Source organism: Desulfuromonas acetoxidans DSM 684, assembly GCF_000167355.1.
Taxonomy (GTDB): domain Bacteria; phylum Desulfobacterota; class Desulfuromonadia; order Desulfuromonadales; family Desulfuromonadaceae; genus Desulfuromonas; species Desulfuromonas acetoxidans.
The window spans coordinates 104,615-125,851 of sequence record NZ_AAEW02000012.1; the positions used below are offsets into that span (position 1 = coordinate 104,615).

Genomic DNA, 21,237 nt, shown 5'->3' on the forward strand with positions numbered 1-21,237 from the left:
AGAACACAGTGACAGAACGAGGTGGCCTCAACGAATCAGTCTTTTTTTTCTTCATTCCGTTTGCGTCGATTCAACCACCAGGTCAAGCCTTGCGCCACTCCAGAGCCAAACAGAAATCCCATAATGACCGCCAGCGCCACAGCGCGTTGCCAGGAATTATCACTGATGGAGATGGCGAACATCACCAGGGCAAATGGGATGGCGCTGCCTAAGAATAACAGATAAAATCGTTTCATTTTTTCACCTCATTGAGCAGTCGTTCGAGCTGCTCGACCGTATGCCGCAAAACAGCAATACGGGCAAATTTTTTGTCGTTGGCTGCAATCAGTTGCCAGGGGGCCTCGCGGGTGCTGGTGCGACTGACCGTTTCATTGATGGCCCGTTCGTAATCAGCCCATTTTTCACGATTGCGCCAATCATCGTCGGTGATCTTGTGTTGCTTCCACGGTGTGACCTCCCGCTCTTTGAAGCGACGCAATTGCTCGTCCTGATCAATGTGTAGCCAAAACTTGAGCAGCAGAGTGGGAGCCTGGATCAGTTGCTGCTCAAACTCATTGATCTCCTCGTAGGCACGATGCCATTCGGCAGGGTGGGCAAAACCTTCTACCCGTTCCACCAGGGTGCGTCCGTACCAGCTGCGATCATAAATGGTCACCATGCCGGCGCGCGGCAGGTGCCGCCAGAAACGCCACAGGTAATGGTGGTCTTTCTCTTCATCGGTGGGCGAGCCGATGGAGATCTGTTGCACAAGTCGCGGGTCCATGGCGTTGGCAACCCGCCGGATGCTGCCGCCTTTACCGGCGGCATCCCAGCCTTCAAACAGCAGGATGGTCGATAACCGTTTCTTGTACGCCAGCCAGATAAGACGATGTAATCGGCTCTGATACTCTTTGAGCTGATCGTGGTAAGAGTCGGGTTCCAGCGTGTGGTTGAGATTGACGCTGTTGAGTACGGGTGCAGTATCCACATCCATGATCACATCATCGGCGACCAGCGGGCTGTGGTTTTGTTCGGTACAGATCTGCAGGGCCTTGTTGAGAATGGTGAACACGCGCAGATGGCGGTGGCGTTTATGGCTGGCGTCGATCAGGTACCAGCGGGCCTGGGCACGATCCGTGTGGCGGATCGATTGCTCTGCAGCATCGCGGATGCGTGAGTAATGGTCAAAATGCCACATGGCGCGCTTGATCATCTCCGGCGATTCTTTGTGCTTTTTCTTCAGTTTCTGATGTTTTTGTTTCTGCGTTTCCGCACTGAGATGAAACCAGAATTTAAGGATGACCGCATGGTCGTCGGCGAGCATCTTCTCCAGGCGGACAATGCGGCGCATGTCGTGTTCCAGGGCGATTTCATCGGCCTGGCCTTCAACATAGCGACGCATGGGATCGGTGTACCAGGCACCGAAAAAGATGCCGATCTGGCCCCGCTTGGGCATCGCCCGCCAGAACCGCCAATGATCGGGACGCTGCTGTTCTTCGTCGCTGGTGTCCCAAAAGGTCTGGATCACCACATTGCGCATGTCAAGCATGTCACCTAGAGCATTGACCAGCTCACCTTTACCGGCACCATCCATTCCGGAGATTAGAAGAATGATCGGTCCTGGGGCCTTTTGACAGGCGATCTGGGCGGTGATCAGCTGGGTACGTAGTTGGGCGATGGCTTCTTTGTACTCCTGCTTGTCGACCTGTTGGCCGAGTTCGACAGATTCAAACATGGTGCCCTCCTGCGTGGTTAGGTTGGAGGCTCGATCTCAGGTGGTTCTTGGGCGACCTCAGGCGATTTTTTGCCGGAAAACAATCGGCCGATGGCAGCAAAGACCTTTTTGATGCCTCGCCACAGTTTCGGCAGCAGCCAGACCAGCAACAGGATGAAAACGATCAGCAGACCGATGAACACCAGGGGGTGATTAAGGGCCACCCACAGTCCACCGATGACGGCGACATCTTCACTCAGCGAGGCCGCCCAATTGGTCACCGGCTCGGGTGATGTGTTGATCAGCACCCGCGAACCGGCCTTGGTGGCATGAGTCGCCGCCGTCAGAGTGCCGCCGACAATCGCAGCGGCCAGACTGATCGAGGGATCAACGCCACCGGTGGCTGCTGCGGCCAGAGCGGCGCCGGCCGGAATGCGGATAAAGGTGTGGATGGTGTCCCAGCCAGTATCCACGCCGGGGAATTTATCAGCAAAGAACTCCACCACATACATCAGGGCGCTGGCACCGATAACAATGGGCTCCTGAACAATCTGCAACGTTTCCGGAAGGACCATGGCGCCGGAATTGCCCATCAGTCCCAGCACCAGAATTGTGGCGTAGAGATTGATGCCGCTCGCCCACGCCGCGCCCATGCTCAAAGCAATGACGGCTGTAATCTGATCGAGTTGGTCCATGGCTTACTCCTTATCCTTCTCATCGTCGGGAAAGGCGCTTTCAATGACAAACGATAGCTCCTCTTCCGGCGCTTTGGCAATCGGATTGTCCTGATCCTCTGCTGCAGGTGGTGCGACCTGAGTGGTTTGTTGTGCAGCCTGCTGTGTTGCCGGAGCCGTCGCTGTGTTAGACGGCTTGGCTGCCGTCGTTTTACGCCGCTGGCGCGGAGGAAATTTCTGCCACAGGCCATCGCGGTTGAAGCTCTCCCACCCCCAGTTCAGCCAGCGCAGCAGGGCGGACGCCAGCCACAATGCCCACAACAACATCAACACCCGGTAGACATACATCGGTACGGAGACGGTCCAGGCTTCGGCGACCGGGCCGAGGCTGCGGTCCTGATACCAGCGCAGGTTCCATGCTGTGGAGTTGTTGCCGGCGATCTGCATTTCCGGCAGGCCCAGCAATCCCTGCTGAATAGCGCTGAGGATGGTCAGCAGAGCAATGACGCTTAAACAGACCAGACCCAATTGCGCTAGGTTGAAACGCAACGGCGTGTTCAGTTTATCGCTATGGTCACGGCGCAGGCCCAGTAACACCAGCCAACCGATCACCGGCAGCAATGCCGGCAGACTGGCCTGACTCAGTCCGGCACACAGCAGTAGCCAGTGCCACCAGCGCAACGGGGTTGGCGCCTTACGATCAAGAATCCAGGCACCGACCAGAATGACCAGCAGCACGCCCCAGAACAACACTGCCGGTCCGAGCACCGGCCCGCCGACAAACAGTGTCCAGCGACTGGTCGGCAGTTTGAGAACACTATGACTTTCCACATGAGGTGTGCCGAGATTAACCGGTGGCGTTTTTGTCAGCCAACTAACGCCCTCAGGCTGATGCCAGTTCAGGGTGATACTCTGGGCACCGGGCACCAGCGGCAGTGTGACCAGCCGCGGATTCTGCTTGTTCTGCTTGATGGGCTGACTCTGGCCGTTGATGGTGACCTCATCGAGTTCCGCACCTTTCGGCAGGGTGATCACGTGATCGGTTCCGTGACTGCTGCGGATATCAATGGTCAGATGTGCCGAAGTGCTGCGCTTGCCAGGTGCAATCTCAAGATGGCTGTTATCAATAGTGACGGTTTGACCTTTAACGCCTTCGGGGCGGGTGATGCTCAGGGTCAGTCGTTCGTTAGCCCACGGTGACCATTGCGGCAACCAGCGGCCATACTGGTAACGGTGGATCACGGGAATACCTTTGCTAACCACATGCCACATCCGATCAGCGTTGACGCGCCAGATTTCGTTGAACGGGCCACTGTCGGCAGCGACCAGTTCGAGCTGGCTTGATTTTTCCAATGATGATTGCCAGCGCACCTGTTCGATATCTGCGGGCAGATTAATGATGGCAATGTTGTCTTTGACGGTAATGTCACGACCGGTGACCCGTTCACCGCTGAGCAGGGGAATTTCCAGTACCGCGGCCGCACCTTTCTGACTGAGACGGGTGACGGTGGTCTGTACCTGCCAATCGAGGCCGAGCACCAGCTCGCGCTCGACACGAACAAAGGCCGGTAGTTCACCGGGTTGCAGTTTTTTCTCTTCACTGTCACTAAGGCGGGTCAGCTCAATGGGGCCATGACTGGCTTGACCGTTGCTGATGCCGCCGATGCGCCAGCCCGGCGTTGTCAGATGGACCATGCCGGCTGCCATAGGTACCGGCAGCTGGACGCGTTGCAGGCTGTCGGGTAACGGCGCATGCAGGGTGATGACGTGTTTGCCCGCCGGGACCCGTGCCCACAGTTGTTGGCGCTGATCGCGATAGAGCGGGATACGGCTTTTGCCATCCAGTTGGACGGTCTGCACTGAGAGTTGCTGTAACGGGAAAGGCAATGGTACGGCACTGGCGACCTGACTGTGATAGGTCATCTCCAGCTTGAGGCGTTGGCTGTCGGCCTGAATATCGAGCTGATCCAATGCGGTGCAGTAGGGGGCGCAAGCCACCGGCTCGGTAAGGCGAGCATAGAGTTCATCCAACAGCTCCGGCGAAGGAAAGGTGCCTTGCCCCCCTTGCGCGGCCTGGGTCGTTGTTGTGCTAACGCCGAGCAGCAAAGTGAGCAGACTGGCTGCAACGAAGGCCGCCAGAGCTGTGGTGGTGCCGCTCTTGCCATGATCCGTGCCGTTCGATTCACTCTTCCAGCGTGGCAGTGGACCCTGGCTGAACAGATGGAGGAACATCAGGGCGATCATCACCACCCCGGCAACCAGGAGCAGGCGGGTTGCCAGCGGTGGCAGCAGGAACAGGTGCAAGCTCTGGTCGGACATGACCGGGCCGTTCCAGCGCAGTTCAACCTGTTGCCATTGCCATTTCGGTAGCCCTGGTCCGGTCTGAATTTTCAGGTCAGGACGATAGTTGGACAGTGATTTCCCCAGTGACTGGCGTGTTGCCATCAGCGGCGCAACGGCGCGTTTTTCCATCATCACCTCATCCGTGGCCACGGACATCATCGGCTCCGCCTGATAGTGGCGCGGCGCACTGCGGTGTGGGGTCAGTTGCGGATACAGGGCACTGCGAATCTGTTGGACGCTGAACATCAATACAATCACCAGCAGACCGAGCAGGGCCAGATTGCGATACCATTGGGTGAGCTGTTTGACGCGTCCGGTGGGCAGCACGCGCAACAGGGCGATGGGGATCAACACATGCAGCCAGATCAAGCGTGGAGCCTGAGGTTCGTGGTAGACCAACACCAAGCCGACCAAGGCGACGGCTCCGGCGGTAAAACCCCACAAACGGCCAAAACTCAGGGTGAGAATCAGCACGATGAAGATGTCCAGCAAGGTCCAGCGTTGCAGCCAGGTGGAGGAGGCGCTGTCGACGCCGGTGGCTTCAATGAGCCGCCAGCCCGGCGGCAGATTAAGGCGGGTGACCAGATTCTCGGGATTAAACTGCCAGCCGACCGCCGGCAGTGAACCTAGTTCTGTCGGTTGCATGCGGCTTTCCGCTTCCAGAGCTACCTGGCTCTGGCGTAGTTCAACACCTGGCCCGGCGGCACCGTCAACATGGGTGATGAACTGGTCTTCGCTATGGCTACTGACCCGGCCCAGTTGCAGCACCGGTGTTGCATCAAGGCGCGAGCGGTTTTTAAGCTCGCCGGAAATAAAATCTTTGACCGTGTAACCGCCGCCGTCAAAATCGAGCCACAAAGTGCGCTCAAGACGTAGTCGTTCATTGGCTGGATCGCTGTCACCACGTTTACGAGGTACCAGGGTCAATTGCGTGTCCGGGGTCATCAGATAACTCGGCAGGTTGCGCCATTGGCCGGGCATACCGGTCTGCGCCGGATCGATGGCTGTGGCCCCTTCAATGCTGATCACCCGTAATTCGGGATGGGCTTCTACCGCCCAGATCTCCTGATCGGCCCACGGACCGTTTGGCGCTGGTGGTGATAAGGTATCAATGGGGCCCTGATGCCGGGCACCCAGTTGCAGGGTCCAGTTGCCGGGCTTGAGTTGAATGCGAAGAGTTCCGTCGTTTTCCAGACGAGCGGGCAACGGGCTGTTGAGTGATAGAGGAATAAAGCCCTGTGGCAGCATAACGCCGGTGCGCATCTCTCGGGCTTGGCCGGAGACATGCAGTTGGATGCGGGTGGTCAACACCAGAGGGATGGTGTCGGCAACATGGCGAAAAACGCGGAAACTGACATGGTCCTGGACGGCTTCGGCGCTCTGGTCGCCTTTGTTGAGCCACAGTAGGCCATTGCTGTCCATTTGTGGTTGGTGGATAAACTGGCCGTTGCGGGTCAATTTGAGCAGGGCGGTGCCCTGAGGAACTTTGAGGGTTTCCGGCAAGTTGCTCCATGTGAATCGACCACTGATTTCATAGTGGCCGGCGTCAAGCCACAGGGCTGGGCGTTGCTGGTTTTCGGCGGCGACGTTTGCCGTTGGGCTGACTGTGTCCGTATGGCGCAAGACCGTGGCGGTCGTCCCGTTGACTGTGACCTGTTGCGGCCAAAAACGGTTGTCTCCAGGCAGTTGTACCCAGCCGGGTTGTTCCAGTTCCCAGTATTGGTCAAAGCTGGCACCACGATCATTGGCGGTCAGAGTCAGGCTGCCGGGCCATTGGCAGCGGTGTTCGTCACGGCTGTTCCACAGCAGGGTACAGGCTTGTTGCGGGTCGTCATGGAGCACCCATTGCTGCCACGGTTGCAGATCCTCCGGGACATAAGGATCAGAGATGGCTACAGCCGGACTGCTGATCGACAAAATCATCAGAAACAGGGTTACAAAGAGTTGCAATGCAGACATAGGTCGAATTCCCATCACTTAAGATGTTCGTTGTCAACGGATCGATATTTTGTTTGCCACCGACAATGGAGCATGGCGTGAATAAACAGTTTAACGCAAAATAGTGTCCGGCGCATGTTCCGGTACCACAGTTGTCCTATCGGTTGCGTCTCAGGGAGTGTCAACCGGGAACTGATCCCTGAGGGTATCAAGATGGCGGCGAAAGATAGTCAGCATTACCTCATAGTCATGCCCGCCGGGGATATGAAAGCTGTTACAGGGTGGCAGCACTGTGGCCAGCAGAGGTGGGCCTTCATCGGCGATGCTGTCATCTTGCCCATAGCCCAGATAAATAGGGGGCGATGGTGGACCGAGAGGGAGTGCGTGCTGATACTCCTTGATCCAGCTCCACACCATGCGTTGCCAGTCGTCAGCCGGGTCAAAGGTTCCGGGCTGCCAGACGGAGACCCCACCGGCATCTTTGATTTCGTGAATGATGCCGTCCCAACCGAGAAACGGTGTGATGAGTAGAATACCGTCGATATCTTCAGGGTGCTCGCGCACATAGATCAGGCTGCCGAGTCCCCCCATTGAAAAACCCGCCAGCCAGATATGTTGATAGCCCTGCTGGCGTGCCGGTTGGATGACATCCTCATAGAGACGGTCAACAAGGGTTTGTTTTTTGTAATAGCCGAAATGGGCATCGGGAACAACGACGTCAAACGGCAAATTGCGCTGACGAACTGCAGCGATGGCGCCAAGGCGTTCAAAATCTTCAGCAGAACCGCCAATGCCGCGCAGGATAACGAGCAGGTTGGGGTTCTGCTGGGGCTGTGTATAGGTTAGTAGCGGCAACGGGATGCGCGTTGCCGGAGTGCAACTGAGAATGAGGCTGCTCACCAAGATCAGCGTTGTGATGAACATGAACCGGTTGAACCAGAGTCGTGACATGGTCGAACTCCTTATGCTTTGTGCTGCGGTAATCACTGTTCGGTGGCTGTATATAACGAACCTGTTGCCGTGTCAGGTGTTATCGCATGGCGCCCAGCTTAACCAGCAGTCGATCCAGCCATCGCCATGGCAGTAGACGTCGGCACGTTGCCAGAACATAGGTCGGCACAGTGACATAGTAGCGTGGTTGCGGGCGCGGGCTGCTCAGGGCATGAAGCACCCGCTTGGTGACCAGTGCCGGTGATCCGGTAAACGGGGTCGGGTGGTCACTGGCGGCATAATAGTTGGTTACACGCCGGTAGTCGTTGGCATGATCACTGTCCTGCCAGTTGATATCCTGCTGAAAGGCTTCCAGTGCATTCTGGCGAAAGCGGCTGCGGATCGGTCCCGGTTCGATCAGGCTGACTTTAACCGGGGAATCGTAAAGTTCCAAACGCAAGGTGTCGGTCAGTCCTTCGAGGGCGAACTTGCTGGCGTTGTAAGCGCCTTGCCATGGGAAGGCGACCAAACCGAGCACCGAGCTGATAGTGACCAACCGTCCTTCCGCTCCCTGTTTCAATGCGGGAAGCAAGCCGACGGTCAGCTGGTGGGTGCCGAACAGGTTGACGGCAAACTGTTGTTCAAGGCTGTCGCGGGAAAGGTCTTCGACCGCGCCGGGCTGGCCGTAGGCGGCGTTATTGATCAGGGCGTAGAGGGCGTTATCGCACAACGACAGGATGGTGTTGATAGCTCGGTCAACGCTGGCGCTATCCGCCAGTTCCAGAGCACAGGTGGTCAGACCGAGGCGGCGCAGTTCCTCAAGGTCTTCGTCGCGGCGGGCGGTGGCGATCACACGGTAGTCGTATTGATACAGGGTCAGGGCGATATCCCGGCCGATACCGCTGGAAGCGCCGGTGACAACGACCCAGCGTTGCTGTCCCATGCTGGTCATGATGTTTTCCTCACTGATTGAATCTTGTAATCTTCGCTCTGACTTTTGATTGCTGAAGCTTTACCGTGGAGTATCTATGCTGCTTTGGCGAGCATCATGCGTATGCGTGGTTTGGTGCCCACGTGACGCGGGCTTCCGCGCCCGCACGGCGGGCCACTTTTGCGTCGACAAAAGGGGCTCAAAATCGACTCCCGGGCTTCGCGTCCTGCGGATTCCCTCCCTCCATCCGCTTATGCCGTGATATCGGCAAAAACTCGGTCTGTTGGTAACAGCCCTCAAACAGTTTGCCGACGATCATCACGGCGATGCTCCTTGCGTTCGGCGCTGCAGTACAGGAGAGCTGGTGGAATGCGGACGATTCATTCCTGATGTCCTTATTCCCACCTACTAGAGGTGTTGCGTCTACCCAAAACGATAAATCAGTTGGCCGTTGTGGAACAGTTCGATGGGACCGTCTTCGGACACCTTGATGACGCGACCGTAATGGGAGGCGGCGGTGGCCGCCGTGGTGCGACCACCGCCGGTGACCAGGTCGCCGGCTTTGGAGGTGTCGATGATGACACCGGTGTCGAGCAGTTCCCCTTTGCGGTTGATGACCGTCAGGCCGTCTGAAGAGAGGATGCGCATGAGTTCGCCGGAGCGTTTCAACACGCCGATACGGGTGCCGCAGACGTGGCGGATCAGCGCCCGGCTCAGCGGGTCGCGACCGCCGACCGAACCTTTGCGCAGCTCCTGCAGATCGGTTTTTTCATTACTGATTAGGATGACTGTACCGTGGCGTGATTTGGACAGGGCGTACACTGACCAGATCAGCACATCGATGGCGCGTTTATCAAAATAGCCGCGCAAAAAGACGCGGAAAATATCCGGGTCGAAAATGCCCCAGTCGCCGTGACGCCACACCAGCAGTTTGCCGCTGTCGAGCACGACTTCGACCTCCGAGGCCTCATTGACGAAAACGGCAAATGCACCGGCTCCGGCTTTTTCCAGTAAGGACACGGTTTCGCGGTTGGCCAACTGATCGATGGAGTCGCGCGGTCCCGGACTGCTGGTACGGATGGTGCCCTTGACGTTCATCCGGATGTCGCAGATGTACAGGGCGCGCAGGCCGTCGACAAAACGGTATGACAGCGGATTGACAAAAAAGTTGGCGTTGATCCGTTTGCGGTCGTCCCCCAGATCGAGCCAGGTGTAGCGGGTTTTTTTCAGCAACGGCAACAGCTCTTCGAGCTGATTACGATAGATGAGAAAGCCGGTGGTGGCCGGAACGCCTTCGTAGCGTTGGTAAGAGAGCTTTTTCAGCAGTTGGATCAGGTTTTGGGTGGTCCAGAACACCCCTTTGCGGTCATCGCGAATGTAGCGGGCGACGGCAATATCCATCAGCGACGTGAGTAGAGCGGTGCGGAAATGCGCGGCATAGCCTTTGGCGGAAAATCCGGAGAACAGCCCCTCGAGCGCCGTGAGCATCTCCTGAATAAAACTCTCCTCGGTCGGCGTGAATGCCAGTTCACCACGTTGGGCACAAAAATGGTAGGGAACGCCACCAATTTCAATGTTGATCACCAGGTCGTTTTCTTGCTCACCACACTGGTCGCACTCCTCCAGTTCATTGAAGGCGACTTTGGCACCACCAAGAAAAGAACTGACACTGTTGCGAATGGCATTAAAGGCTGACTTCGGCATAGACAATAGATTGCCTTATCCATCCTAAGCGTGCAACAAAAAAGGGCTTTTCCGGTTAATGTTTTTTAGGGTTTATGCTTCAGGGCGTCAGAATACCTTCAATTTCGCCCGAGATTTGGATGGCGTAGTTGTCGGTGAGTCCTGAGACGAAATCAAAGATCTGTCGTAACCACCACTGATAGGGTTTGTCCGCATTGGTTTTGATAAAGGCGTCATCCCAAGCCAGGTTAAAGCAGCGTTGTGAAATGAAGTCGAGGTCGTGGTAGCTTCCCCGTTCTCCCAGAGCCTGAGCCGAGAGAACAAAGGCCTTGATAATGCGGCCGAGCATTTTGTATGAGCCGATCTCGTAACCCAGCTTGGAACGATGGGAAAAGATGATGGTGTAGAGCTTGCCGATCTCTTCGAAGGCACCACTGAACCTGTCGGAAAAATCGCTTTTCAGATCGGTTTGACGTTCGCCGTTGAGGATGGCCGGATAATCTTCAGCAAACACCCGGCAGGTTTCGTTGATCAGGGCATCGATCGCTTCACTGCGTGCCATGGCCGTGGGTTTCCAGGTGTCGTCGGGGCAACCGGCGAGAGTCAGAAACAGTTTTTTGATCGGTTCTTCCGGAAAGATGCGCATGGACACGGCATCCTCCATATCAAGCAGACGGTAGCAGATATCGTCTGCAGCTTCGGTGAGAAACGACAGGGGATGGCGGGCGATGCGGCCATCCGGCCGTTGCAGCCCCATTCTGGCGACCATGTCGGTAAAGATTTCTTTTTCGCTGGCAAACACATTGAATTTTTTCTTGGCTGCGGCGCGTGGATCGTCGCTGGCCCAGGGGTACTTGATCATGGCGCCGAGGGACGCATAGGTCAGGCGCATGTAGCCGCATTGAGAGATATCCTTACGCGCGGCGAGGCGAAAGCCCTGGGCGTTGCCTTCGAACAGCAGCAGATCGTTGCGGGTTGCTGCGTCGATCTGGTTGTTGAACACTAAGGCGTCGTGTTTGGCCACCCATTCGCGGATGGTATTCTCTCCGGCATGACCAAACGGGGGATTGCCGATGTCGTGAATCAGACAGCCGACCTGAATGATCTGAGCGATATTATCGAACAGGGCTTTTTGATCAGGGTGTTGTTCAACGAGGAAGGACTGAATTTTGTTGCCCAGAGAGCGGCCGACACTGCCCACTTCAATGGAGTGAATGAGACGGTTATGGATATGGTCATTGGGGGCCAGCGGGTGGACTTGGGTTTTTTTTGCCAGGCGGCGAAACGGTTCACTGAACACCACGCGATCGTAATCGATCTCAAAGGGACTGCGTTCTCCAACTGTTGGTGTCGCCGGTGCTGGTTGGTCAACGCGATCTTGAGACAGTAACTTGGGCCACTCTAACGACATCAGGTACCTCCACAAAGCGGGATCAGGGTTGCCTGCAGCATAAAAGGTTTTGCGCTGGGATGCAAAAAGTTGTTTCAGTCAGAATGGCTGAGCCAGACTTGTGCTTCTTCGATCTCTTCGAAAACCGCTGTGCGATGGTTTGTCGCCATTTTGTTGCCCTGTTGCCAGAGCTCCAGCCAGTCATCAGCCTGTCCCGGCCCGACGACAAACGCCGACTTGCCGTGGCCGATCTGGTTTTGGTGGGTGCGGTGAAAATTTCGGATTGCTTCCAGATCCTCTACGGGTGTCACGGCAAATTCAAGCTGGCGATGGTCAAAAATAACCGCCATTCCCGCTTGCCAACGGGTCTGTGCCAGTAATTCTTGGCCGAGAGCGATCATGCCTTGGGCCGTCAGGGTACCTGAGGTTGTTGCGATGAAAATCCGGTGTTGGGGGTCAAACTCTATATCAAAGACCATCTCATCTTTTGCTGCGGCTGGCCGACGGCGGGGAACCATCCATCCCAACAGCACAACTTCCAGAACGGTGCGCAGTTTATCCCACCAGTTATAGGTGGGTTGCGACAGCGTAGATGTGGGTTGTTTTTGCCGGGCCAGAAAGTCGTGCAGAACCACCTGAGCCTGTGGCAGGGCGCTGTCGGCCACGAGGATCCACCGGCGGTTGAAGGACTCAATTTGGACACCAATGTACAGCGAACCGAAATGGTCGTTGGTTACGGTGTAGGGGATGTTTTCCGCGTCGAGACGACTGCGCAGCAGGCTGAGCTCCAGCTCAGTGTGGGGCGAATAGAGGGCGGTGAACGGTTCGTGGCGCGGGTTGCTCATGGAGATTCGGCGATGCTGTTGAGCTGTGCATGGCGGGGGCAACTGACCAGATGGTCGTTAACCATGCCGATGGATTGCATCAGTGCATAGCAGATGGTCGGGCCGACAAAGTTGAAGCCGCGTTTTTTCAGATCGCGACTCATCGCTTGAGATTCCGTTGTCTGGGCCGGGACCTCGTCGAGAGTGCGCCAATGGTTGATGATTGGTTGGCCATTGACGAATGCCCACAAATAACGGTCGAAGCTGCCGAACTCATCGATCAGCTGTAATATGCCGCGGGCATTGCGAATGGTTGAGGTAATTTTCAACCGGTTGCGGACGATGCCGGGATTGGTCATTAATCGCTCGATGTCGCTGTCGGTGTAAGCGGCAACCGTGGCAATATCAAAATGGGCAAACGCCACGCGGTAATTGGGGCGTTTTTTCAGAATGGTCAGCCAGCTCAGACCGGCCTGGGCCCCTTCGAGAGTGAGCATTTCGAACAGATCTCGGTCGTCATGCAGCGGCACACCCCATTGGTTGTCGTGATAGTCGATATATTCGGCATCGCCGAGACACCAGCTGCAGCGGGGATCATCAGAGGATGGGGACATGGTTCGGCCTTTCGTTAACCGAAAAATACACCAAATGCGTCTTTATTTACTTCTTTGATCAGCGCGTCGAGAACCCGGTCTTCAAAATGGGACTCGTAGGGCACCCATTGCAGGTTAACGCGCTGCCAGTACAGGGTCCACAGTTGTTGGTCGGACACATAGATAAGCCGCGCAACGCCGGTTTCGGTTTTCTTTTGGGGATCTTTCCAATGAGGGCGAATCTCTGTGATAAACACTTCGTTGTCGCGAACAAGATAGTCATAACGTAACCGATCACGCAGTGTGTCCGGAGTTTTCTCACGGCACAGTCCGCCGATCACCTTGTCGATCCGTTTCAATTCAAATTCAGAAAATGCCATATCACCCCATTGCTGGAAACGCCACTCAGTGAGTTGCTTATAATGAATCCCTTTTTTACTGTATTCTTGTTATGTTCGTCAATGCTATGTCGAAATTCTTGCAAAAAGTTCACCATGGCTTTTGCCAACGACATCTTTATCTCCAAATGATGTATGAGGTCGCCGTGTGACTACAGAGCCTGATTCTTTCAGGCGTGACTGGCCGGGGGAGGATCAGCTTTTTAACGCACTGCCGTGCTGAAATGATAAATGAAGTGGTGGAAAAAGAATGAAAATTGAACTGGACAATATTAGCGTTGTGGTTCGTAAACAAGCGTGGTTACACGATGTCTCTCTGGCGATTTCACCCGACGAGAACTGGGCGTTTGTCGGCAGCAACGGTTCGGGTAAAAGTGTGCTCGGGCGTATTTTGTGTGGAGAACTGCCCGTGACTTCCGGTCGCTGCCGTTTGAACTTGCCCGCTGCTCTGGTCAGCTTTGAACGGCTGGGTGAGGTGTTGCAGTTTGAACGGGAACATGATGATTCTGATTTTCTCGACCGGGTGGATCACGGGACTCCAGTGCGAGACTTTTTCGCTGCCGATGCACCGGGTGACGTAGAAACATTGGCCGAGGCTCTGGGATGCCAAGGGTTGCTGGAACGTGGGCTGCGTTTTCTTTCCACCGGTGAAATGCGCAAAGTGATGATCCTTCAGGCCATGGTGCAGAAGCCCCGCCTGTTGGTGCTGGACGAGCCGTTTGACGGTTTGGATTCGCAGTCGCGTCATGCATTACGCATTCTGATTGGTCGTTGGATCGAGCAGGGGGGACAGCTGGTTCTTATGGTCAATCGTTTCAGCAACCTGTTGCCGCAGGTGACGCATCTGGGGTATCTGCATGATGGAACACTGCTGGTGCAGGGAGGCCGGGAGGATGATTACGTTCAGAACGCCATCCAACGTCTGAACCATTTTGATGCGCATCAAACGCTGCAACTGCCTGATTGTGATGCGCCATTGCCGACGTTGCCCGACCTGCACGGCCAGCCGTTGATTGCCATGAACAACGTCACTGTTCGCTATGCTGAGGCGTTGGTCCTTAACCGGCTGTGCTGGCAGGTGCAGCCGGGCGAACACTGGAAAATTTCCGGTCCGAATGGTTCCGGAAAATCAACCCTGCTCAGCTTGATCAGCGGCGATAATCCCCAGGCTTACGCCAATGAGATTATGCTGTTCGGGCGCGCTAAAGGCAGTGGCGAAAGTGTCTGGGAGATCAAGCGTCATCTCGGACAGGTCTCCGCCTTGTTTCACCAGGAATACCGGGTACGGGGCACGGTTTTGACCACGGTCTTATCTGGTTTTTATGACTCCGTGGGCCTTTATCAGACGCCGACCCGTCGTCAGCAACAGATTACCCGCCAATGGCTTGAGTTGTTGGGATTGGAGGGCAAGGCCAACCTGCCGTTTCATCGCTTGTCCTACGGGGAACAACGTCTGGTCTTACTCGCGCGAGCCATGGTCAAACAGCCTCGGGTGTTGATCCTTGATGAGCCGTGCCAGGGGCTTGACGAAGTGCATCGCCATCTGGTGCTGGGATTGATTGATTATCTGGGGCGTCAGGGGCGCACTCAGTTGTTGTATGTCACTCACCATGATGAAGATCGTATTCCCTGTATTCAGCGTCATTTGCGGCTGGTGCCTGCCTGCGGTGGTGGTTTTATGGCTGAGGTGGTGTCGTGATTGTTTTGAGACGGTGCCCACCCTTCAGCGAGTTATTTTGCACCCCAGCCCTCCCGTTCAGCAGCGCCGAACGTAAGGAGTGTCGCTGTGATGATCGTCGGCAACCTGTTTGAGCGTCAGCGAGTTTTGCCGACATCACGGCGTAAGCGACTGAAGAGAGGGAACCCGCAGGGCGCAATGGTCGGGAGTCGATTTTGCGCCACTTTTGTCGACGCAAAATGTGGCCCGAGGTGTGGGCGCGGAAGCCCACGTCACGTGGGTACCTCCATCGCGAGCGGATGAAGGTTGCCAGAGCGATTTGTTCCGAATTGCGAACCACTGAAGATCAAGATCAAAGTCAAAGACAAGGTCGCCGGGTTTCGTCCCGGCAGCCGACATACTTTTGGCTGGCCGCCCAAAAGTATGCAAAAGCCAGCTTGAACTTCTCCTGAACCTGGATTCACCTACACTGTTTCTGTTTCCGTGATGCTTTACGAATTCGGCTCGCCGCCCTTTAGGTCGACGAATCGTGCAACTCATCATCTCTGGCGTAAAACGGTGATAACGGTTTGGCGCCGCTCCCTATTTTTTCCGTGGCACTTGTAAAACGGGTGGGCAGTGCCCACCCTTCGTAAGAATGTTGTTGTCGGTAAGCTTTTAGACTGTCAACGACCTGCTAGAAAAATTGTTGCGAGAAGAATTCTGCTGCACACGGTTTGCCGTAAAAATACCCCTGCACCTGCTGGCAGCGATGCTGTTTGAGGAAGTCGATCTGAGTCTGCTCTTCCACCCCTTCAGCGATTACCTCCATGTTGAGGTTACGTCCCAGAGAGATGATGGAGGCGGCGATGGCCATATCATCGGAATCGCCGGGGATGTCTTTAACAAATGACCGATCGATTTTCAGGTAGCGGGCCGGAAAGTTTTTCACATAACTCAGTGAAGAGTAACCGGTGCCGAAGTCGTCGATGGCGATACTGACGCCCAGTGCGGTGAGCTGCGTCATGATGGCGATGGCGGACTCGGTGTCACTCATAACGGCATTCTCCGTAACCTCCAGAGTCAGACATTCCGCAGGCAAACCGGTTTTGTTCAGAACGTTTTTCACCCGCTGAACCAGCTCCTGGTCTTTGGCAAATTGTTCGGAAGAGAGGTTGACGGACATTTTGAAGTTGCGGCCGCTCTGTTCCCGCCATTTATTTGCCTGGCGGCAGGCGGCTTTGAGAACCCAATGGTCAATCTGAGTGATCAGGCCGCACTCTTCGGCAATGGGAATGAATTCATCGGGATAAACCAACTGGCCATCCGGTTTTTGCCAGCGGATCAGGGCTTCAGCGCCGATCACATGTTCACTTTCCAGATCCACCTGAGGTTGGTAGAACAGTACGAACTCATTGCGGCACAGCGCGTCACTGAGCCGAGCTTCGAGTTCAATCCGTTGCATGATGGTTTGTTGCATCGCAGCAGTGAACAGTTGATAGCCGTTTTTGCCCGCCTCTTTGGCACGATACATGGCAATGTCGGCGTTTTTGATCAAGTCTTCCGGGGTGTCGGCATCATCGGGGAATACGGTGACCCCCATACTGACATTCACCGTGTAATCACGCCCTGACAGAGCGTGGGGGAGCTCCAACTGTTTGAGGATGCGTCGACAAAGCACAGTGATGTCGTGTGGGTCTTCAATCTCAGGCATGAGAATGATAAATTCATCGCCACCGAGTCGGGCGGTGGTGTCTTCCTGGCGTGTGCAACTGAGCAGGCGTTCGCTGATTTGCTGAAGAAGTTTGTCACCATAATGGTGGCCGAGCGAGTCGTTGATATATTTAAAGTTGTCGATATCGAGATAGATGACAGCCAGTTTGGTCTTATGCTGCCGAGCATGAGCAACAGCAACGCTTAACCGGTCATGAAACAATTTACGGTTGGGAAGGTTGGTTAACGCGTCATGGTAGGCTTGATGTTGAAGCTTCTCTTCGCTGCGTTTGATTTCCGAGATATCGTGAAAAATAGCTACGTAATGGCTGGGTATCCCCGCAGAATTGGTACAGCGCGAGATGGAGACGTTTAAGGGATAAACTTCGCCGTTTTTACGACGGTTCCACACTTCACCTTCCCAACGCCCCTCTTCAATGAGACTCTGCCACATCTGTTGATAAAATGCGGAGTTATGATGGTCTGATCTGAAAATACGCGGATTTTCCCCGATCAGTTCTTTGAGGCGGTAGCCCGACATGGCTTCACAGGCCGGGTTAACCTGCTCAATGATGCCGTCAAGGTTGGTGATGACAATGCCTTCTACAGCATTGTCAAATACGCTCGAAGACAACAACAGTTGTTTTTCCGATTCCTTGCGCTGATGGTCAAGATCAACGATGGAATGACCGAGAATGTTGAATTCGGAAACCAGAGTCGGTTTATAGCGAGCTGGTTCCGTATTACGAAACGCGGCTTCAGTCATCTGCAGTACGGTATTCAGGGAACGCTGGGTCAGATAGCGGAAGATAATGATGACACCTCCCGCGGAAATCAGTGTGGCGAAAAAGACCGAGAGGATCCCCTGACGTAACGATTCGTTCAGTTGTGTGAGCAGATCGCCGGAGAGTTTCTGGGTGGCCAGTAGATCACTGGTTTGATTGTTAATGGTCAGTCGGTTGTCAATGTAGAAAAACTCGCCAGCCTGGCGGGGAAATCCTTCGGGGATGAATTCTCCCTCAATCTGAGATTGGTTTATCGCGTTTCTGCCATGGCCAAGAATCGGCTGATTGTTCCACTGCAGGGTGATGGCTTCAGCCGTGATTCGCTGTTCAAGTTCTTGTAGTAACTCCAGGTTGTCATTGACCACGGTGGCGGCGTAAATGGTGCCGATGATTCTTCCGGATGACAGGGCGGTAATTTTTTCCTGCTGCTGGAGGAGCACCGTGCCGGTTCCAGGGCAGTATGCCAGCGCAGACGGATTGGTCGTTAGCGTGTGCTGGAGCTGCGGTGACGCAAAAAAGGGCGATGTGACGTCAATCATTGCGCCGTCGTTCAGCTTCAGACACAGTAGGTCGAGCGCTCCGCCGGGGTCCCGTTCATAAAAAGCCATCAGGCTGTTGGTGATGGCTTGGTGGCTGGCCACAGGGGTCGACGCTGAATAGTGTTTGGCCACGATCTGCGAGGCATTTTTTAATGCCGTATCCAGTGTTTTCAGGCGCTGTTCTAGTACCGCCTCAACCATGCGCTGATTGTGATGGGCGTTTTTGCGGATTTCGACGACAACTGTTTTGCGATTGTCCAGATAGCTGTAGCCGGAGAGTAGAACTATAAACAGCACCGCAAACAAAAAGGCGATGGCCATCAGGTACGTGGTCATCTTCAGTGGACGGGGGCGAAGGATGAAAAACGGGTTCATTGCGCCTCCGAGTAGCGAAACGCCTGTTTCCTGAGATCCTCAATCTGACACAAATTTGCGGCGCTGAGAAGTTTCATCGTTCCACAGAATAGTCGAGGAATCTGCTGCTGTCGATCTTCGAGCACAAATTTGACCGCTTCTGCAATCGAAACGCCGCTGTCGTCGTTCATGCGCATTACTGTTGCGGCAAGGTCGCCTTGTTGCAGTGCTTCGAGTTCCTTTTCGCCGCCTCCCCAGCCATTGATGGCGATGGCGTCTTTTCGGCCCAGATCTTTTAGCGCTCGACTGGTGTTTAACGCAATATCGGTTGTGGTGCAAAAAATGAAATCCACTTGGTTGTAGCTGTTAACGATGTCGCTGGCGGCCCGGTAGATTTTGTCCGGAGTCTGATCGGTAAAAAACTCCACCAGAGGCGGCGGGGCCTGACGATCGATCGCGATTTGATGAAACCCTTGTGTTCTGAGCTGGCTGACCTGGCCGTTGGTGCCGCAGATAATGGCATAACGTGCGTCATTGCCGTATGTGTCAAATAGATGGGTTGCCAGCATACGAGACCCTTCTTCATGGTCGAAGCCGGTGTACAGCAGTGGCGGGTAGTCCTGCCACTGGGTGTTGGGGATGGTCTGGTTCGGGACAATGATTTTCGGTGTGCCACGATAAAGAACGCGGCCGAGCAACTTTCTAATGCGAGAGGAATCAATGTTGATCACCAGAAAATCCGGTTTAAGCTGCAATGCTTTGGCAAGTTGCTGTTCCTGAAGTCGGGTTTGATGCGCTTGACTTGAAAAATGGGTCCATTTATAGCGAATGTTCAATTCTTCAAGGCGTGCCGTCATGCTGACCAAGTTGCGTCGCCAGTAACTGGACGCTTGTTGGTCAGGATAAATCGTGACGATTTTTACCGGCCTATGGAGGCCGCCCTGGAAAGTGACCGGAGCGGTTGCGACGCTTTGTGAGAACGCCAAAGCGTCTGCTGCGTGGACTGTACATCTGAGATTGCACAGCAGCATCAGCATCAGCATTGTTTTTATGGCAGGGAGTCTTCGGTACATCCACCGGATTGTAGCTTGACCAATAAAGAAAAAAAAGAGAAAAAGAGTTATAGATAAGGAGGGCCTATTTAATGAATCTATATTTGTATGGCAAACAATCCACCGTGGGGCCGATCAAAATACCGGCCCACGGTGAATTGTGCTGGGGTTATTTCTTCTCCTGCCCGGCGCGCAGGAATTTCAGATAATCAGCCATCTCCTGTAGGTTCTTTGCCTGGGTCCAGCGGCCATCGGCAAACACGCCGTAGTCGACACCACCCATAGCCGTGGCAAAACGGACCGAGTTGCCGTAGAAAAGCCACTGCTCAATCCATTTCATTTCGATCGCTTCATCAAACGGGTTGGCACCCTGAGGAAGGCCTTGGGCAAGACCTTCTTCCCAGGCGGTGCTGAGGACCTTGGTGGCCTGCAATGTCATGTAGTTTGACGTTTCAATGGAGCGATCCAGACGGGCAAAGTGACCATCCACCCATTGCTGTGCATGGCAGCCAGAGCAGACGTTTTTCATGTTGGTGGTGCGCACCGCCATCTCGTCAGCAGAGATCAGGGCAGATGTCACCGGTTCGCCGGTCAGCTCAGTCGGCAGAGTCAGGCCACCTTGATTAACAATAGTGGTTGTGTCAGCGTTGATGGGGTGCGGATGCGCATAAGGCAGACCGAAAATACGCCACGGCAACCGGTCGGTCATCCGGTGGGAGCGTTTGGCGAGAATTTCGCCATCGCTGTTGACCAGCTCACTGACATGGCAGGCCGCGCAGGTCGGCGCGGTGAAATCTTTGCCAACGGTCCAAGGCACGGCTTTATAATCCCAGTATTTGTCCACGGATTTCTGGATATTGCCGTGGACGCTGACGGAATAGACTTTATACGCCGGGACATCCGGTCCCTTGTGACATTCGGCACAAGTGTAGGGCTTTCGTGCTACTTCAATGGAGAACTGGTGGCGCATATGGCAGGACGCACAAGCCCCCTTACTGCCGTCAGGATTGATGCGGCCAACCCCGGCATTGGGCCAGTTGCTTAACGTCGGAAAGTTCATCTCCCCCATATCTGTTTCGCGGGTTTCGCTGCCGGTTACTTGAACAATGGTGCCGTGACACGCCAGGCAGGAGTCGGCGTTGCTCATGTCGTCAGCGCCTTCATGGTGAAAGCTGGCCCCGTTGAAGGTAGCCAGTCCATTGGTGTTGTCGACCATGACCTTATAGACGGGATTGTCCATCAGGTTGGCATACGCCTGAGACATGAGGTTGTGGGAAAAATCTTCCACTTCCACCGGGTGACAAGTGGCACAGTCACTGGGGGAAACCACAGTGTGGATGGCGAAACCGTTGTGCTCAAAACGATCATTTTCGTGCTGATCGGCATTCATGGTATGACATTCGGCGCAACCGATCACCACGGCGTTGAGTGTTTCGTCAACCTGGGCTGTTGACATGCGCCGTTCGATCTCCGGCAGGGCCAGAGCGTCTTGTGGGGTGGTGTGAGAGTGACGGCTTTTTTGCCAATCGGCAACGATCCCCGGTGTGACCGTCGTGTGGCAGTCGAGACATTCCTGGGTGTCGTCACTGATAACCTTTTGTTGAGCGAATGTGGCTGTTGCGGTTGCCACAACCAGCAGTACTGCCAGAATAATTGTGTGACGCGAGCCTAGCAGATGATTCATGTTCCCCTCCTGATACAGGTTGTCAAATTAATACAAACACACAACACGGTTGTAGT

Annotated in this window: 15 protein-coding genes; 1 reads left to right on the top strand and 14 read right to left on the bottom strand. The window is 55.0% G+C overall.

Going from position 1 to position 21,237, the window contains the following annotated elements; genetic code table 11:
• Positions 1-35: 35 nt before the first annotated feature.
• The 11 genes from DACE_RS11165 to DACE_RS11215 all read right to left on the bottom strand — a co-directional run bounded on the left by DACE_RS11165 (position 36) and on the right by DACE_RS11215 (position 13,379).
• Positions 36-236: a hypothetical protein gene (locus DACE_RS11165; protein WP_040367151.1), complete on the bottom strand. Its 201-nt coding sequence runs from the start codon at positions 234-236 to the stop codon at positions 36-38.
• Positions 233-1,714: a polyphosphate:AMP phosphotransferase gene (gene pap, locus DACE_RS11170; RefSeq protein WP_006001266.1), complete on the bottom strand. Its 1,482-nt coding sequence runs from the start codon at positions 1,712-1,714 to the stop codon at positions 233-235. The genes DACE_RS11165 and pap overlap by 4 nt, the downstream gene beginning before the upstream one ends.
• A 17-nt stretch (positions 1,715-1,731) precedes the next feature.
• Positions 1,732-2,388: a DUF4126 domain-containing protein gene (locus DACE_RS11175; RefSeq protein ID WP_006001267.1), complete on the bottom strand. Its 657-nt coding sequence runs from the start codon at positions 2,386-2,388 to the stop codon at positions 1,732-1,734.
• A gap of 3 nt (positions 2,389-2,391) precedes the next feature.
• Positions 2,392-6,669 (bottom strand): hypothetical protein, encoded by a 4,278-nt coding sequence (locus DACE_RS11180; RefSeq protein WP_006001269.1) that lies wholly within the window; start codon positions 6,667-6,669, stop codon positions 2,392-2,394.
• 150 nt (positions 6,670-6,819) lie between these two features.
• A complete protein-coding gene (locus DACE_RS11185; RefSeq protein WP_006001270.1) occupies positions 6,820-7,599 on the bottom strand; it encodes an alpha/beta fold hydrolase in 780 nt (259 codons plus the stop codon).
• Positions 7,600-7,678: 79 nt separating this feature from the next.
• The gene (locus tag DACE_RS11190) at positions 7,679-8,530 is read right to left on the bottom strand and encodes an SDR family NAD(P)-dependent oxidoreductase (protein WP_006001272.1); all 852 of its coding nucleotides are present in this window, start codon (positions 8,528-8,530) and stop codon (positions 7,679-7,681) included.
• 402 nt (positions 8,531-8,932) lie between these two features.
• Positions 8,933-10,213: a diadenylate cyclase gene (locus DACE_RS11195; RefSeq protein ID WP_006001274.1), complete on the bottom strand. Its 1,281-nt coding sequence runs from the start codon at positions 10,211-10,213 to the stop codon at positions 8,933-8,935.
• A gap of 79 nt (positions 10,214-10,292) precedes the next feature.
• Positions 10,293-11,603, bottom strand: a complete 1,311-nt coding sequence (gene dgt / locus DACE_RS11200) for a dGTP triphosphohydrolase (protein ID WP_006001276.1) — start codon at positions 11,601-11,603, stop codon at positions 10,293-10,295.
• Between the two features lie 74 nt (positions 11,604-11,677).
• A complete protein-coding gene (locus DACE_RS11205) occupies positions 11,678-12,427 on the bottom strand; it encodes a putative signal transducing protein (protein ID WP_006001278.1) in 750 nt (249 codons plus the stop codon).
• A complete protein-coding gene (locus DACE_RS11210) occupies positions 12,424-13,020 on the bottom strand; it encodes a DNA-3-methyladenine glycosylase I (RefSeq protein WP_006001280.1) in 597 nt (198 codons plus the stop codon). The genes DACE_RS11205 and DACE_RS11210 overlap by 4 nt, the downstream gene beginning before the upstream one ends.
• 14 nt (positions 13,021-13,034) lie before the next feature.
• Positions 13,035-13,379: a DUF3024 domain-containing protein gene (locus DACE_RS11215; RefSeq protein ID WP_006001281.1), complete on the bottom strand. Its 345-nt coding sequence runs from the start codon at positions 13,377-13,379 to the stop codon at positions 13,035-13,037.
• 268 nt (positions 13,380-13,647) lie between these two features.
• Here DACE_RS11215 and modF point away from each other — a divergent pair, with 268 nt between their 5' ends.
• A complete protein-coding gene (modF, locus tag DACE_RS11220) occupies positions 13,648-15,096 on the top strand; it encodes a molybdate ABC transporter ATP-binding protein ModF (protein WP_006001283.1) in 1,449 nt (482 codons plus the stop codon).
• A 655-nt stretch (positions 15,097-15,751) separates the two neighbouring features.
• Here modF and DACE_RS17405 read toward each other — a convergent pair.
• From DACE_RS17405 to DACE_RS11235, 3 genes are all read right to left on the bottom strand, one after another.
• Complete coding sequence (locus DACE_RS17405; protein ID WP_006001285.1) at positions 15,752-18,466, bottom strand: EAL domain-containing protein; 2,715 nt, start codon at positions 18,464-18,466, stop codon at positions 15,752-15,754.
• A complete protein-coding gene (locus DACE_RS11230; RefSeq protein ID WP_162013604.1) occupies positions 18,463-19,431 on the bottom strand; it encodes a substrate-binding domain-containing protein in 969 nt (322 codons plus the stop codon). Before DACE_RS11230 ends, DACE_RS17405 begins: the two co-directional genes overlap by 4 nt.
• Before the next feature lie 235 nt (positions 19,432-19,666).
• Positions 19,667-21,181: a multiheme c-type cytochrome gene (locus tag DACE_RS11235; protein WP_006001290.1), complete on the bottom strand. Its 1,515-nt coding sequence runs from the start codon at positions 21,179-21,181 to the stop codon at positions 19,667-19,669.
• Positions 21,182-21,237 lie beyond the last annotated feature (56 nt).

Excerpts from the sequence above, each read along its gene's own strand:
- DACE_RS11165 (WP_040367151.1), bottom strand. The coding sequence starts at position 236 with ATGAAACGATTTTATCTGTTATTCTTAGGCAGCGCCATCCCATTTGCC.
- pap (WP_006001266.1), bottom strand. The coding sequence starts at position 1,714 with ATGTTTGAATCTGTCGAACTCGGCCAACAGGTCGACAAGCAGGAGTAC.
- DACE_RS11175 (WP_006001267.1), bottom strand. The coding sequence starts at position 2,388 with ATGGACCAACTCGATCAGATTACAGCCGTCATTGCTTTGAGCATGGGC.
- DACE_RS11180 (WP_006001269.1), bottom strand. The coding sequence starts at position 6,669 with ATGTCTGCATTGCAACTCTTTGTAACCCTGTTTCTGATGATTTTGTCG.
- DACE_RS11185 (WP_006001270.1), bottom strand. The coding sequence starts at position 7,599 with ATGTCACGACTCTGGTTCAACCGGTTCATGTTCATCACAACGCTGATC.
- DACE_RS11190 (WP_006001272.1), bottom strand. The coding sequence starts at position 8,530 with ATGACCAGCATGGGACAGCAACGCTGGGTCGTTGTCACCGGCGCTTCC.
- DACE_RS11195 (WP_006001274.1), bottom strand. The coding sequence starts at position 10,213 with ATGCCGAAGTCAGCCTTTAATGCCATTCGCAACAGTGTCAGTTCTTTT.
- dgt (WP_006001276.1), bottom strand. The coding sequence starts at position 11,603 with ATGTCGTTAGAGTGGCCCAAGTTACTGTCTCAAGATCGCGTTGACCAA.
- DACE_RS11205 (WP_006001278.1), bottom strand. The coding sequence starts at position 12,427 with ATGAGCAACCCGCGCCACGAACCGTTCACCGCCCTCTATTCGCCCCAC.
- DACE_RS11210 (WP_006001280.1), bottom strand. The coding sequence starts at position 13,020 with ATGTCCCCATCCTCTGATGATCCCCGCTGCAGCTGGTGTCTCGGCGAT.
- DACE_RS11215 (WP_006001281.1), bottom strand. The coding sequence starts at position 13,379 with ATGGCATTTTCTGAATTTGAATTGAAACGGATCGACAAGGTGATCGGC.
- modF (WP_006001283.1), top strand. The coding sequence starts at position 13,648 with ATGAAAATTGAACTGGACAATATTAGCGTTGTGGTTCGTAAACAAGCG.
- DACE_RS17405 (WP_006001285.1), bottom strand. The coding sequence starts at position 18,466 with ATGAACCCGTTTTTCATCCTTCGCCCCCGTCCACTGAAGATGACCACG.
- DACE_RS11235 (WP_006001290.1), bottom strand. The coding sequence starts at position 21,181 with ATGAATCATCTGCTAGGCTCGCGTCACACAATTATTCTGGCAGTACTG.